General features: G+C 63.9%; 11 protein-coding genes and 1 pseudogene. 1 reads left to right on the forward strand and 11 read right to left on the reverse strand.

The features are described 5' to 3' along the window. Positions 1-1,635, forward strand: coding sequence for a flavin-containing monooxygenase (locus GFS60_RS32795; RefSeq protein ID WP_236603616.1), 1,635 nt, complete (start codon positions 1-3; stop codon positions 1,633-1,635). Between the two features lie 743 nt (positions 1,636-2,378). Here GFS60_RS32795 and GFS60_RS32800 read toward each other — a convergent pair. The 11 genes and pseudogenes from GFS60_RS32800 to GFS60_RS32855 form a co-directional block, all read right to left on the reverse strand. Beyond that, positions 2,379-3,170 carry an SDR family NAD(P)-dependent oxidoreductase gene (locus GFS60_RS32800; RefSeq protein WP_159928483.1) on the reverse strand — a complete coding sequence of 264 codons (792 nt, stop codon included), beginning with the start codon at positions 3,168-3,170 and terminating at the stop codon, positions 2,379-2,381. Between the two features lie 1,159 nt (positions 3,171-4,329). Next, a complete protein-coding gene (locus GFS60_RS39495) occupies positions 4,330-5,094 on the reverse strand; it encodes a crotonase/enoyl-CoA hydratase family protein (RefSeq protein WP_159928487.1) in 765 nt (254 codons plus the stop codon). A 214-nt stretch (positions 5,095-5,308) separates the two neighbouring features. Continuing rightward, positions 5,309-6,069, reverse strand: a pseudogene (locus GFS60_RS32815) (SDR family oxidoreductase). Positions 6,070-6,184: 115 nt separating this feature from the next. Further along, positions 6,185-7,096: an alpha/beta hydrolase gene (locus tag GFS60_RS32820; protein WP_159928489.1), complete on the reverse strand. Its 912-nt coding sequence runs from the start codon at positions 7,094-7,096 to the stop codon at positions 6,185-6,187. Between the two features lie 133 nt (positions 7,097-7,229). Next, entirely contained in the window at positions 7,230-7,418 is a 189-nt protein-coding gene (locus tag GFS60_RS32825) for a hypothetical protein (protein ID WP_159928491.1), read from the reverse strand. A gap of 151 nt (positions 7,419-7,569) precedes the next feature. Further along, complete coding sequence (locus tag GFS60_RS32830; protein ID WP_159928493.1) at positions 7,570-8,538, reverse strand: zinc-binding dehydrogenase; 969 nt, start codon at positions 8,536-8,538, stop codon at positions 7,570-7,572. Positions 8,539-8,624: 86 nt separating this feature from the next. Then, positions 8,625-10,280: a flavin-containing monooxygenase gene (locus tag GFS60_RS32835; protein ID WP_159928495.1), complete on the reverse strand. Its 1,656-nt coding sequence runs from the start codon at positions 10,278-10,280 to the stop codon at positions 8,625-8,627. Positions 10,281-10,529: 249 nt separating this feature from the next. After that, on the reverse strand, positions 10,530-11,366 hold the full coding sequence (locus GFS60_RS32840; RefSeq protein WP_236603617.1) for a TIGR03084 family metal-binding protein: 837 nt from the start codon (positions 11,364-11,366) through the stop codon (positions 10,530-10,532). Then, positions 11,363-12,208 carry an SDR family oxidoreductase gene (locus tag GFS60_RS32845; RefSeq protein ID WP_159928499.1) on the reverse strand — a complete coding sequence of 282 codons (846 nt, stop codon included), beginning with the start codon at positions 12,206-12,208 and terminating at the stop codon, positions 11,363-11,365. Before GFS60_RS32845 ends, GFS60_RS32840 begins: the two co-directional genes overlap by 4 nt. Positions 12,209-12,364: 156 nt before the next feature. Further along, complete coding sequence (locus GFS60_RS32850; protein ID WP_159928501.1) at positions 12,365-13,285, reverse strand: LysR family transcriptional regulator; 921 nt, start codon at positions 13,283-13,285, stop codon at positions 12,365-12,367. A 75-nt stretch (positions 13,286-13,360) separates the two neighbouring features. Then, a complete protein-coding gene (locus GFS60_RS32855) occupies positions 13,361-14,059 on the reverse strand; it encodes a TetR/AcrR family transcriptional regulator (protein ID WP_159928503.1) in 699 nt (232 codons plus the stop codon). Positions 14,060-14,114: the final 55 nt, after the last annotated feature.

The following is a 14,114-nucleotide window of genomic DNA, read 5'->3' on the forward strand; positions in this document are numbered from 1 at the left end:
GTGTCGGTTCACACCCAGGCTGTCCAGGGAAAGAAGACTAGCCGAAACGAAGAGTTCGATGCAGTCGTCGTCGGGGCGGGCATCGGAGGAATGCGAATGCTCCACGAGCTTCGGCAACTAGGTCTCTCGGTCAAGGTTATCGAAGCGGCACCGGAGGTAGGCGGGACCTGGTTCTGGAACCGCTACCCCGGGGCGCGCACAGATAGCGAGAGCTGGGTATACGCGTACTCGTTCTCGAAGGAACTGCAAGATGAGTGGGATTGGTCTGAGCGGTTCGCAACTCAGCCTGAGGCTCTTGCCTATCTGAAGTACGTTGCCGATAGATTCGACATGCGAAAAGACATCCTTTTCAACACACGCGTCAACTCCGCAATTTATGATGAACAGTCCAATGAATGGACGGTTACCACCGAGCAAGGCGGAACATACACCTGCAAGTACTTCATCCCGGCCTCAGGACTGCTGTCACTACCATACAAGCCTGACTTTAACGGTATAAACAATTTCCAGGGAGAATGGTATGTAACCGGAAATTGGCCCGAGGAAAAGGTCGATTTCACCGGAAAGCGGGTCGCGGTTATCGGAACCGGCGCGACTGCCGTGCAGGTTATTCCTATTGTGGCCCTCACGGCCGAGCAGCTGACGGTTTTTCAGCGTACACCTAACTACGTAATGCCGGGTCGGAATTACGTCTTGACAGAGGACGAGCGCCAGTCCATTCGCGCGAACTCGGATACCATTTGGGCCATGGCCCGCCAGCATTTCTTCGGGTTCGCAATGGCTCCCGCAGGACGCGTCATGGCCGATTTCACACCGGAGGAACAGCAGAAGATCCTCGAAGGAGGCTGGGAAGCGGGTGGGTTCCGGTTCATCTTCGAGACGTTCGATGACCTCCTGGTTAACGACGAATCGAATGCAGTCGCTTCCGAATTCGTGCGGAACAAGATTCGCGCGATCGTCAACGACCCTGCAACCGCAGAGATGCTCTGCCCGAAGGATTATCCACTGGCGGGAAAGCGGCCTCCGCTCGGCCACTTCTATTATGAAACCTTCAACCGCGACAATGTATCGCTCGTGGACGTCAGCAACAACCCAATCACCGAAATCGCAAAAAACGGGGTCCGTGTCGGGAACGATGAGTACGAAGCTGACGTGATCATCTTCGCCACCGGGTTCGATGCAGGAACGGGCGCCCTGACCCATATGAACGTGCAAGGAAGGGGTGGCGTGACTCTGAAGGAAAAATGGGAGCACGGACCGAGGACTCACCTCGGCATTGGTGTCGATGCCTTTCCGAACATGTTTATGATTTCCGGCCCGCAAACGCCATTCGCCAACATTCCTGTAGTCATCGAAGGTGCCGTTGAGTGGATCGGCCAGGCGATCAAGTCGCTCCGAGACAACGGTCTCGACCGGATTGAGGCAACACCCGACGCGACGGAAGCGTGGAATGACCATATAGCGCAGATCGTCAATGCGACAGTACTGTCCAAGGGCAAGCGTTCGTGGTTCTTCGGCGACAACGTGCCAGGCAAGGCACATGCATCCCTCTTCTACTTCGGTGGCGCAGGCGAATACAGAAGAGAGTGCCTGGCATCTGCCGAGAACAACTACGACGGATTCGTCGTGGCTTGAACCAAACCGGCGACGGCCAGGAATATGAGCACTAGAAACGAGCATTTTCTGACCGTCGCCGTGCGGAGGCCGTGACATCCCAGCGCACTGGCGGTAGTCAAGAGTTCGATGATTCCGCCGAGCGCATCGCGACTATAGAGTCGCACAGTTCCGCGCCTTGTCAGTCGGTTCCTTCCTCTCGCCCGATGCCTCAAGAAGGAGTGCGACACCTCACGGAAGACGACCACGGGCGCGGGCGACACACGCAACGACGTAAGTACCTGGCTCTCGCTGCACCTTCGCTGTACGCGTCCTCCACATAACCGGACACAACTGCGGCGGTCGGGCTCACTGCGTGGCCTGAACGGTGTGCTTACAGTGCGATTACACTCGGGCACCATAGGACTCGCACGAAGTAACTTCCGAATCACTGCGACGACCGACGTCGTCGGTGCCTCCAGACCCGGATCGCCGAATGTCGCTCACGGCAAAAGAATTTGACTCGAAACGCGAGGACGGCAGCGTCAGCCACTCGACGTGATGCACGTTGTAGGCGCTCACGTTCCGCGAGCCGCCAACGTTGTCCCTCAGTACTTGCCGCGCAACACAGAACAAGTGGAAGCCATCCATTTCGACGGCCCAAGATCGACAACCGACAACGTCCGCCTTCTAGCGCAACACAGGGCGTCCCTGAGCCACCGTTCGGCAGAATGTCGCCGGGCGGCGATATCAGGAACGCTCTCGCACGCACAAATGTGTGTCGTTCAGGTGGCGAGTCCGCCGTCAACCATGAGTCGCTGTCCAGTGATGTAGGAAGCCTTGGTGGAGGCCAGGAAGACGATCGCTTCCGCGACCTCTTCTGGAAGCGCGAGGCGTGCCAACGGGGTCTGCTCTACGGCTAGCGAGAGAAGGTCGCGTGTGACCTCGTCGGCGTCGCGCATCGGGGGAACCATTCCGCCCTCGACGACACCGGGCCCTACCGCATTCGCCCGGATACCGTTGGCTGCCTCCTCTGTAGCCAGCATCCGCATCATCATGGCTACGGCCGCTTTGGGAGTCGCGGACAGTGCGTCTGTGGGCACCGTGCGGTCCACTGCCGTGGTGATGAGCGCGGTGATCGATCCCCCACCTCCGGCTCGAAGTGCAGGCACGGTTGCCTTGGCGATGTTGAAGAACCCGAGGACATCGGTGTGGATCACGTCGGCGAACTCGTCGTCGGTGAACTCGATCAGTGGCCGGGTGCGAAAGACGAGGCCGGCCGCCGATACTACGGTATGGATCCGACCATGTTCGGCCAGTGCGGCTTCGACAACGGCGGCCACGGACTCTCGATCGGTTACATCGCAGGCCTGGGTCGTCGCCTTGTGTCCCAGCGCCCGGATTGAATCGGCGAGCTCGTCTGCTTCTGCTCGGCGGGACCGGTAGGTCAAGATGACGTCGCAGCCGCGTTCTGCGAGCAGGCCCGCTGTGGCGACGCCGATTCCACCAGTTGCGCCGAACACCACAGCGCACCCTGTGGAAGGGAAATCCGGCGTCTGGACTCCGAAGGATGGCATGTCTTCTCCTGATGTGTGTCGATGGATGCTAATCGAGGACCTGGCGCCGAAGCGGATGTGGCTCGGCGAGGCGTGACTCGGAAGAATTGCTCCAAGGCTGGTCCGCTGTTAGCAACATCACTGTCCCTCTGAGATTCCGCCTAAGTCATTGAATCGGCACGAAAGGGGTGAAACTCATCCAGTATCGCGGCCTTTAAAAAAGCAGTTACAGAATTGATGACGCTCGGCGAAAGCGGATCTGGCGCAATTTGCGTGAAGATCCTGGGCGTGTCGTCACGGCGTGTTGATCTACGGCGGGTGAGGATCATCGGCGTGTGACCTCGAGAGTGTGCGGGCATTGTTGCCCCATCTGGTGGGTGTCGTCGTTGCCGGCGTTCAGAGGGTGGGTTCGACCATCCGTGTCGCCGCGGAACCGAAAGGCGAGCGGGTTGGTGCCCGCATTGTGGCGACGAGTCCGCCCGGGTGCATTCCCGCTACCGCCGGCAGCTGTCGGACACCGCGATCGGTGGGCACCCCGTCACGATGATATCCGAGTCCGCCGATTCTTTTTGCGACACCACCGACTGCACGGCAAAGACTTTCGCCGCATCTAGCAACTGCCCTCGTACGGGATGTCTCTGTCGGCGATTGGGCGGTAACTCGCGACCGCAGAACGGTGCGGCGGTTCGCCCACGCCACCGACCTCGACGAGCTGCTCACCCACCTCGGCATCCCGCGCGAGTCTGCTGGATGAGTTCAAGCCATATCTGCACGAACGGTTCAATGCCGGGTGCACCGATGCGGCACGCCTCACCCGGGAAATCGTTAGACTCGGGTATCGCGGCAGCGACACGACCGTCCGCTACCTGCAGCCCGTCCGGGCGTCGCACCAGCAGCTACCCTCACCTCCGGTCGGCCAGCATCCGGCAGGCCACCGGCTGGCTGACCAGGCATCCCGCCCGGCTCACCGACGACGACCGCAGCCAACTCGATGCACTGCTCGATCGCAGTCCCGCGCTGGTCTCCACCCACCGCCTCGCGCACGACTTCGCCGAGATCATAACCGAGCGCCGCGGATCCGACCTCGCCGCCCGGATGACCGCTGGCGACGCTGACGGGAAGCCGGCGCTGCGGTCCTTCGTCCGGGTTCTGCGCCGAGATCTCGACGCCGTCACCGCCGTTATGATCCCGACCAAATCGGTGCACGTTTCTCACGGAATGCTGTGGCGCCCTCCCGGGCGTCGTTTGAGGAGAGGATTTGCGGGGCCGCGAAGTCAACCATGTCGAAGGCTTGCTCGGTTGTCAGGCACATGCTGGCGGTGAGCAGTTCTTTCGTTCGAGCGACCGCCAGGGGCGCGTTCCGGCTGATTCGGTGTGCCAGGTCGATGGCATCCTTTGCCGCCATTCCAGTTGATGTAATCGAGTTCACGATTCCGATCTCCTTTGCTTCACCGACCCGAATCGTGTCGCCCGTGAGAAGTAGATGGGCTGCATGGTTGCGCGGGATCATCTGTGTGAGACGGACAATTCCCCCGCCCGCGGCGATGAGTCCTCTCGTCACTTCGGGTAGTCCGAACCTTGCAGTTTCCGAGGCGATGACGAGGTCGCATGCCAGGACGAGTTCGAAGCCGCCCGCTACTGCATGGCCTTCGACGGCAGCGATCAATGGTTTGCGCGGAGGCATGCGCGTAAGGCCGGCCAGGCCACGGCCTCGTGTTTCCGGCAGCGATCCATCGGCGAAGGCTTTGAGATCCATGCCGGCGCAGAAGTCGGGCCCTTCCCCTGTGAGAACCCCGGCTTTGAGGTTGTCGTCCGCGTCCAGCCGGTCGAAGGCGTCGGCCAGGGAGTCGGCCATCTCGCGATTGATCGCATTCTTCACCTGCGGCCGATCGAGAGTGATCACCAGCACGGCGTCGATCTCCTTGCACGTGAGTGTGGCTGACACTTGCTGGCCTCCTGTTATGTTGTCGGCCCGTACCGAGCCGAGCCCCTAGACGACATTGCATTTCTGCCTGCCCGGCGACCAGCGCCGGGCAGCTCTCGTTCTGATCCCCCAGTGGAGCAGGGCCAGTCGCCGTAGCCCACGTCCACGGTGTAGGCGGCGGCTGCATGACAACAGCTCGGTCCACATGCCGAGACTCCGCAGGTTCGCTGTCGGGCTACTCCGCAAAGTTCCGTATGTCGCCGAGAAGTTGGCCACCGTCGACGACCAATGTTTCGCCTGTGATCCAGCGGGCGGCGTCGGAGGCAAGGAACAGGATCGCCGAGGCGACGTCGTCCGGCTCACCGATGCGTCCGAGTGGGGTGGCCGCGGCCACCTCGTGCTCCTGGTCAACCCACAGTGCTTCGGCGAGCTTTGTCCTGACCACCCCGGGTGCGACGGCATTGACGCGGACTGCCGGTGCAAGTTCCATCGCGAGTTGCTTCGTGAGATGGATCAACGCTGCCTTCGAGGCGTTGTACACGCCGATTCCCTTCTCCGCGACCATGCCTCCGAGCGAGGCGGTGTTCACGATCGCCCCACCGTTGTCCGTCATCCATGCCTTGGAGGCGAGACCACTCCACAGCAGTGGTGCCCAGAGGTTGACATCGAATGTCTTCGAGAATCGCCCGTGGTCCTGTTCTGCCAGCCTGCCGTAGGCAGGATTCGTGCCGGCGTTGTTCACCAGGATGTCGAGACCACCGAATCGATCGACGACGTTGTCGATGCACCGCCGGGCACCGTCTTCGTCGAGGGCATGTACACCCACCCCGATTGCCGTCCCCCCGACCTGTGTGGCAGCCGCGTCGCGGATTGTGCCGAGCGGGAGGTGAGGATGACGTCGGCACCGGCGGCAGCGAAAGCCTGCGCGGTGGCCAAGCCGATGCCGCGGGAGGCGCCGACAACGAGCGCAGTGCGCCTCAGATCGCAATTACTCATCGGACGAGCTCCTGTTTCAACTGTTGACCCATGAGGTGGACTGCGCGGGACGAGGGTCCGGGTGTTTCCGGACCCTCGTCGACGTGGTCAGTTGTTCACCCGGGAAGTGAGGCGGTCACAGACCGAGGTGCTTGCGGAGGAAGGCGCCGGCGGCAGAGATTGCGGCGTCGGCTTCCGGCGATCGTCCGGCCATGAACGGGAAGACGTGCTGCATTCCCGGCGTGGTCTCGAGGGTCACATCGACGCCTGCTGTGCGTGCCAGCTCCGCGAAACGCTCGGCGTTGTCCTGAAGAGTTTCATAGGTGCTCGCGGTCAGGTACATGGGCGGCAGACCGGTGGGGTCGGCATAGAGGGGGTTGGTCAGCGGATCAGTCGGTGAGCCGGCTTCGCCGAGGAACATCTGAGACATCATCTCTACGACCGGACGCTGGACGAGCGCGTCGGTTTCCGCGTTTGTTTCGAGGGTCTTTCCGTTGTGCTCCATGTCGTACCAGGGCGAGAAGCCGACGATCGCCGCCGGAACTTGTTCGCCGGTATCGCGCAGCACCAGCGCAAGGGTGGTGGCGAGATTGCCGCCCGCAGAGTCTCCCGCTGTGGCGATGCGTTTCGGGTCGATGCCCTGGTCGCGCAGCCAGCGGTGGGCTGCCTGCGCGTCGTCGAGTTGAGCGGGGTACGGGTGCTCGGGGGCGAGGCGGTAGTTCAGGTTCAGCACCTTCACGCCGGCGGCCTTGGCCAGGTGACCGGCGAGTTTGCGATGGCTGTGCATCGACATGACGGAACATCCGCCGCCGTGGGTGTAAATGATCGCAGCATCGTCGGGTGCGCCCTCGGGAACGATCCACATCGCCTCGACACCGTTGGCGTCGACATCGCGATACGTGACACCCTCGGGTTCGGTCGCCAGAAGGTGTGCCTGTTCGTACATATCCCGCATGGTCGCCAGGTCCATGGCGGGATTGGCGGCGGCCCGATTGCCCCAGCTTTCGTAGAGTTCACGCAGTGCGTCGGTGCGCGCGTCGTTCGTCATCGTGTTTCTCCTGATGTATTGACGGGTTGATCGGTGCGCCGGTGTGGCGTAGAGCGAAGGTGGTGAGGGTGCGGCCGTCGTCGTTGTGAGGTGGACACCGGATCCCTATATGGCGGTGCCCGGACGAGGGCGATCACGGTGTCATGCTGCGAAATTCGGTGTCGGCGAACCTCCGGTGCAGCTTCTTGCCAGCGGTGAGCAGGGTGTGTTCGGCGGGCCGTGATCTGCTCGGTCCGGGCTTGCTCGTCTCGGTGGCCTCGATCCGCCGCCACCCGCGCGGCGGGTGCGGGCGACGCGTCGATCCGTGCGGCGGTGTTCTCACTGCACGCACCCCCGTTTATGGGGGTTGCCCGCGGTGGAGGGGCAGGCATTGTGCGCGTGAGCCCTCCTCCGCATGGGGCGGATCGTCGATCCCGGAAGCACTGCGGCCTCCGGAACCGCTACAGAACAGGGGTCCCCCGATCTGCCGAGATTCAATCGCCGATGGTGGCTACCAGACGGTGGCCCTTCACGCCGCGGGCGACTTCGTCCAAACCGGCGGGGATGTCGTCGAATCCGATCGTCCTGGTGGCGATCGTGAGACCACCGGATGCGATGTACTTGATCACCTCGACGGTGTCCGCGGGCGTGCCACCCACCGAGCCGACGAGTTGCAGGTCTTTCATTGCCAGCAGATAGGTATTGATCGTCGACTCCTGCTGTCCGACACCGACCTGGACGATGCGGCCACCGTGCCGGACTGCCTCGATGGCGCCGGCCGTGGTCGTTCCAAATCCGGCGAAATCCACGATCAGATCGAGTTCGAACGGGGCGAGTTCGGTGACGTCGTTGACCACGTGCTTGACTCCACGTTCGAGGCCCGCGGCGTGCACGTCGGTGTTGATCTCGGCAGCGTAGACCTCGGCGCCGGCGAGAACGGCCATGCGCGCCCCGGTCAGGCCGAGTCCACCGAGGCCGATGATGCCGACCTTCATGCCCGGTTGCAGACCGCCGCGGACGAAGACGCCGTGGTAGGAGGTCATGCCCGCATCGGTCGCTGCGGCAGCCTGGACGAAGGGGACTTCGTCGGGGATCGGGATGAGCTCGCTCGCCGGAGTGAGGTGCTTCTGCGCGTATGCGCCGTGACGGCCGATGCCGATGGTCTTCTGGCCGATGACGCCGCTCGTGCCGTCTCCCATCGCGCTGATCGCTACGCGGTCGCCGATCGCAGCCGTTGTCACCCCCTCGCCGATCGCGGACACGACACCAGAAGCCTCGTGCCCCAGAATGATCGGGGTGAATCCGAGGACTTCGGTCAGGGTGCCGTCGGTGATGCCGACATCGCTGTGGCACAGGCCGGCGGCCTTGAGATCGACGACGACTTCACCGGGAGCCGGGGTGGGGTCCGGTACGTCAACGAGTTCGAGCTGAGTACCGGGACCGTGGAACATCCATGCTTTCATGGCGATCTTCCTTCATGTGTTAAGGCGTGCGGTCGAGTGCTCGGGATGGACGATTTCTGGTGCAACCATTCCCGGCCACTGTGGGGTTATCGAGTGGCAACGGCGGGGGTGTGGATTTCGAATCCGGAGTAGCCGTCCGCGGCTTCCTGTTCGCAGATGTCCATGTACTTGTCGGCGCCACCGAAGAAGACGTTGATGACGGGGGCCTTGCCTTCGACGTTGGTGCCGGTGAACCAGGAGTGCACGTCCTTGCCGGCGACGAGCAGTGTCTGTTCGGCGATCGCCGTGATCTGTTCGGTCCAGGCGTCCTGGGCCTGTTCGGTTGCTTCCATCAGTGCACCGCCTGTGGCGTTGATGTGGGTGATGGCATCGGCGATCCAGTCGGCGGTGTTCTGTGCGCACGGGGGGATGTTGGTGAACGGGCTCTGCGGGCCGGTGATCATGAACATGTTCGGGAAGCCGTGGGTTCCGATACCCAGATGGGTGCGCGGGCCAGGGGCCCACTTGCCGGCGAGGGTTTCGCCGTCACGGCCGACGATGTTCATCCGCGTCAGCGCGCCGGTGGAGGCGTCGAAGCCGGTGGCGAAGACGAGTACGTCGACCTCGTGTTCGGTGCCGTCGGCCAACCGGACACCGTGTGCGGTGATCTCGGCGATCGCGTTGCCGGACACGTCGATCAGGTCGACGTCCTCACGGTTGAACGTCTCGTAGTAGCCCGAGCCCGACGGTGGCCGCTTGGCGCCGAAGGGGTAGCGCGGTGTCAGCTTTTCGGCGACGGCCGGATCGGTCACGGCGGCGCGGATCTTGTCGCGCACGAATTCGGCGGCCGAATCGTTGGCGGCGGTGTCGAACAGCAGATCGTCGAAGCTGAACAGGAACGGGAATCCGCCGTACTCCCATGCCTTTTCGTAGACTCGGGTGCGCTCCTGCTCGTCCGTCGAGCCGGCGAGCAGGTTTGCATTCTCGAACGGGAACGAGAACCAGTGCCGGCGCACCTTGGCCCACACCTCGTCGTAACGCGTCTTGATCTCGTCCATCTCCTGCTGGGAGACAGCCCGGTTGCGGGCCGGGATGACGTAGTTCGGGGTGCGCTGGAACACGGTCAGGTGCTCGGCCTGTTCTGCGAGCAGGGGAATGGCCTGCACGCCGGTCGAACCGGTACCGATGATCCCGACCCGCTTGCCGGCCAGGTCCACGCCCTCCGCGGGCCAGTACGCGGTGTGCAACCACTGGCCCTCGAACGATTCGATGCCGGGGAAGTCCGGCAGGTTCGGGGCCGACAGGATCCCCACGGCGGTGACCAGGTACGTCGCCGAGGTGCGCTCACCGGTGTCGGTGCGCACCTGCCAGCGACCGGATGCTTCGTCGAACTCGGCAGTCTCGACCCGAGTTGCGAACCGGTAGTGGCGGCGCAGATCGAACTTGTCGGCCACGTACCCGAAGTAGGACTGCATTTCCGGTTGGGTGGGGTAACGCTCCTTCCAGGTCCACTCCTGGAGCATCTGGGGGTCGAACGAGTAGCAGTAGTAGTAGCCCTCGCAGTCGGTGCGTGCCCCGGGGTAGTGGTTCCAGTACCAGGTTCCTCCCACATCCGGGGCGGCCTCGTACGCCTGCACCGTCAATCCCATCTCCTGCAGCCGGTGCACCATGTACAGGCCGCCGAATCCGGCGCCGACCACCACCGCGTCGACTTCCCGAACGGACTGCGGTGCGGTGGTCCCGCTCGCTGCTGATGTGGACATCATTCCTCCAAATGGCCTCGAATGTGATCGTCATCACCGTCGCAGTTTTATGACATCTATGTCAACGAAATCGGTGCAGTCTCGTGATACTTATCCGATATCACAGCAGCTCATCAGCATGAATGAAAACATGACATGGCCATCAAACTCGCGGAATCGTCGTGGACGCACGACAGATACGCCGTCCGGGGCTCTTCCTCCGACGGCACTGCACCCGGAGGGTGCCATTGGCTGCACCCGGGGAGCAGGTCAGTCCTGTGGGTTCTGCGCTGCGCTCGAGACCAGCGGTGTCCGCCGGGTGAACTGACCGGACGCCCGGCCCGGTCCGGGCGGACCGGCGTAGGCCTGCCCGAGCGTCATCCACTGCTCCGCGATCGGCCCGGAGGTGACCAGGGTGGTGTCGGCGACGTGACGGCGGCGGGTGAGCACCAGGCAGAAGTCCTCGATCGGCCCACTGACCGAGTCCTCGAGGCCTTCGTCGCCGAACTCCCATGTCCCTCCTGAGGGCAGGGCCAGGCGCACCCGTACACCGGTGTCGGGGACTGGCATTGCACGATTGCCGAAACTGAACGGGAACGCCAGGCACGCGATCCGTGCGATGTGCTCCAACCGCGACGTCACCGGCCGGCTGGCCCCGACGGTGTCGGCGACGTCCTGACCGTGCGCCCAGGTCTCCATCAGCCGGGCGGTGATCATGGACGCCACGCTCATCGAAGGCCCGTACCAGGGGTGGCGGGTGCCGGCCGGAGTGGAGCGGAACGCGTTCAGGAGCGAGCGGCGACCTTGCCGCCACGTGTCGAGGAGTTGCGCGGAGGTCAGCGCCAGCAGGGGTTCGAGGACCGCGATGCTGTACGCGTCCGGATCCCGATCGGCGCGGCGGCGCTGTTCGGCGAATGCTTCCGGGTCGGTCAGTGACATCTGCGCGGTGGCATCGAAGAAGGCGAGGTGGGCGATCTGATGGCGGCTGGTCCATCCCTCCGCGGGGGTGGGCCGGTTCCAGTCGTCGTTGTCGAAGACTGTCACGATGTCGTCGAGAGCGGTCTGCTCGTCGTAGAGGTCGGTGATGAGGCTCGCGAGTTGGTTCACGATCGGGGTCCTGTCGTTTCGTTGATCTTCGGTGCGATTGGTCGGGCGGCGCCGGCTGGTGCCGCGTTGTCGATCTTGTGCTGCAGGCGGCGCATGCCCTGCAGCCATCGATCGGGTTGAGTAGCCCTGGTGGCGTAGTACTGCGCCACTTGCGGGTGCGGGAGGATGTAGAAGCGGTCGTCGCCGAGGGCGTCGATCACGTCGTCGGCAACCTGTTCGGCTTCGAGTACGCCCTGGCTGAACACGACGTCCCCGACCTCGTTGGTGGGGAGCATGCGGGTTCGAACACCTTGCGGGCACAGGCATTGGACGGTGATGCCGCGGTCGCCGTAGGTGGCCGAGACCCATTCCGCGTGAGCGACGGCTGCGTGTTTGGTCACCGAGTACGGTCCGGAACCGAGCATGGTGAGCAGTCCCGCTGCCGATGCGGTGACGACGAGTCGCCCTTGTCCCCGTTCCAACCAGTCGGGCAGCAGTTCTCGCATGGCGCGCACGTGGGCCATCACGTTGACGTTCCACGAGCGTTCCCAGTCCGCTTCTGCGTCGTGCGCACCGGTCTCGATGCCCGCGTTGGCGAAGTAGATGTCGATCGAACCGATCGCCTGCCGTGCCTGTGAGATCAGTTCGTGCACGGCGTCCTCGGCTGCCGCGTCGCCCGGTAGGGCGTATCCGCCGATCTCGTCGGCGACGGCCGTACACGCGGTGGCATCGCGGTCGTTGACGGCGACCCGCGCGCCCGCGCGGGCCAGTCGGTGTGCCAGGGCGCGGCCGATGCCGTTGCCGGCGCCGGTGACGACGACCCCCGCTCCGTGAAGCCAGGACGGGTCGTTGCTCGGATTCATCGGTTTCGGAACCTCTCGATTGGTGGAGTCGCGCGCGCAGAGGGGCGCGCGGGTTGTGGTCGGACGGGAGCCGACCTTTCAATTTGACAGGTTTGTCAAGTAGATCGTCAAGGGGAGGGCTGCACGTGGGTCACGTGGTCCGGTGGGACCGGGATGTCAGACGCTGCTGGCGTTCGGCAGCAGGGCGATGTTCTCTGCGGCCGCTGCGAGTGCGGTGTCGAGGAAGGCCCGGATCTCAGGTCGGGTGTTCCCGCGCCGGTACGCGACCCCGATGATCGACGGGCTGGCGTCGGGTAGCTCGATGGCACGAATCAACGGTGAGGGCGCCAACCGGGCCATCGCGGCACAGCCGGTGACGACGACCTGGGCGGTTTCCAATGCCAGTTGGATGCCCTGCACGGTCGACACCGGCGGGATTGCCTGGTCGACCAGGGAGCGCCCGCGCTCGGGGTCGAGCTGCCAGAAGCTCGCGAACGAGTCCGGCGCGTCGAGGGCCAGCATCGGATAGTCGGTGATGTCGTCGACGGACAGGTGCTGCTCGGCCGCGAGTTCGTGCGTACTCGGCACGAAGAGTGCACGCGGCTCCGCCGCGATGGGCACGACATCGACGTCGTCGTGCTCGATCGGGCAACGCACGAGTGCCAGGTCGATGACTCCGCTCGTGACCAGGTCGACTTGGTCGGCGAAGCTGGTGTCACGCAGTTTGACGGTGATCTCGGGGTGCTGGGTGCGGAATGCATCGAGGATGGGGCGGGTGAGCTCGCCGGCCGACAACGGGCCTGCCACTGCCCCGATCCGCAGATCCGGGCCGGTGTCTCGCTCCCTGACCTGCATGGCGGTTTTCGCGTCCTCGACCTGGGAGATGATCTCGCGGGAACGACCGACCAGTTCCCGGCCCGCGTCGGTGAGGACCACCCCCCGGCTGGACCGGGTGAACAGCGCGACTCCCAGCTCACGTTCGAGCCGAAGCAATGCTTGTGAGAGAGGTGGCTGCGCCATGTAGAGCCGGCGGGCGGCGCCGCGCACACTGCCTTCTTCCGCGACGGCGACCAGATACTGCAGCTGTCGCAGGTCCATCGCACCTCCGTCTGCACCTCGGTCATGCGGGGTAGAGCACTACTTGGGCAATTCCGCGGTTGGCCTCGAGCCAGCTCACTCGTCGGCGAGAGTTCCCACCGCGTTGGACCACAGGGTGGTCACGGTATGAACGGCGACGTCCTCGTCGTAGGACTCGCCCTGCAGGAACGACCCCCGGGCGACCTGCTCGATCATTCCGCCGAGAATTTGCGCGACGACGTGCGGATCGAGATCGGGGTCGAGGCGACCCTCCTTCTGCTGGTGGCGGACGCCGTGCTCGATCCGACCGCGGAACAGGGCGCGGATCCCCCTCAGCAACTCCTGCGTGTAGGAGTCGTAGGGAGCGACCTCCTCGATCACACCCATGATCCGGGCGTTGCGCGAAAAGGCCTGCAGGTAGCGGCGGTTGGCGGCCTCCAGGCGAGCCCTCGGGCTGGATCCGGCGTCGCCCCCCACTGCGGAGGCTTCGAACATCTCCCCGGTGACCTGCTTGAGTACCTCCCGGAAGAGTTCCTCTTTCGACTCGAAGTACGTGTAAAAGCTGCCGTAGGCGACCTCGGCCCGGCGGGTGATGTCGGCGACCCGGGCCTCGTTGAGACCGACCTCCTCGAAGACCTCCCGACCTGCTTGGACGAGCGCGGCCCGCGTCCTCTTGCCGCGAGCAGACAGAGACTGCACCGACCCCGCCGCCTTCGGGCCACCACCGTTGCTCCTGGTGCCGGCCGGTGCGGCATTCTCGGCACCCGAAGGTGTCGCGCGTGCGGGTTGTGCCATTGTCTGCCTCCTTCCGAGACCGTACTGACGTTCCTCGATGATATGACATCTCAGT

This window comes from Rhodococcus sp. WAY2 (assembly GCF_009859915.1).
Taxonomy (GTDB): Bacteria; Actinomycetota; Actinomycetes; order Mycobacteriales; family Mycobacteriaceae; genus Rhodococcus_F; species Rhodococcus_F oxybenzonivorans.

Excerpts from the sequence above, each read along its gene's own strand:
- GFS60_RS32820 (WP_159928489.1), bottom strand. The coding sequence starts at position 7,096 with ATGACGAACGACGCGCGCACCGACGCACTGCGTGAACTCTACGAAAGC.
- GFS60_RS32850 (WP_159928501.1), bottom strand. The coding sequence starts at position 13,285 with ATGGACCTGCGACAGCTGCAGTATCTGGTCGCCGTCGCGGAAGAAGGC.
- GFS60_RS32855 (WP_159928503.1), bottom strand. The coding sequence starts at position 14,059 with ATGGCACAACCCGCACGCGCGACACCTTCGGGTGCCGAGAATGCCGCA.
- GFS60_RS32835 (WP_159928495.1), bottom strand. The coding sequence starts at position 10,280 with ATGTCCACATCAGCAGCGAGCGGGACCACCGCACCGCAGTCCGTTCGG.
- GFS60_RS32800 (WP_159928483.1), bottom strand. The coding sequence starts at position 3,170 with ATGCCATCCTTCGGAGTCCAGACGCCGGATTTCCCTTCCACAGGGTGC.
- GFS60_RS32845 (WP_159928499.1), bottom strand. The coding sequence starts at position 12,208 with ATGAATCCGAGCAACGACCCGTCCTGGCTTCACGGAGCGGGGGTCGTC.
- GFS60_RS32830 (WP_159928493.1), bottom strand. The coding sequence starts at position 8,538 with ATGAAAGCATGGATGTTCCACGGTCCCGGTACTCAGCTCGAACTCGTT.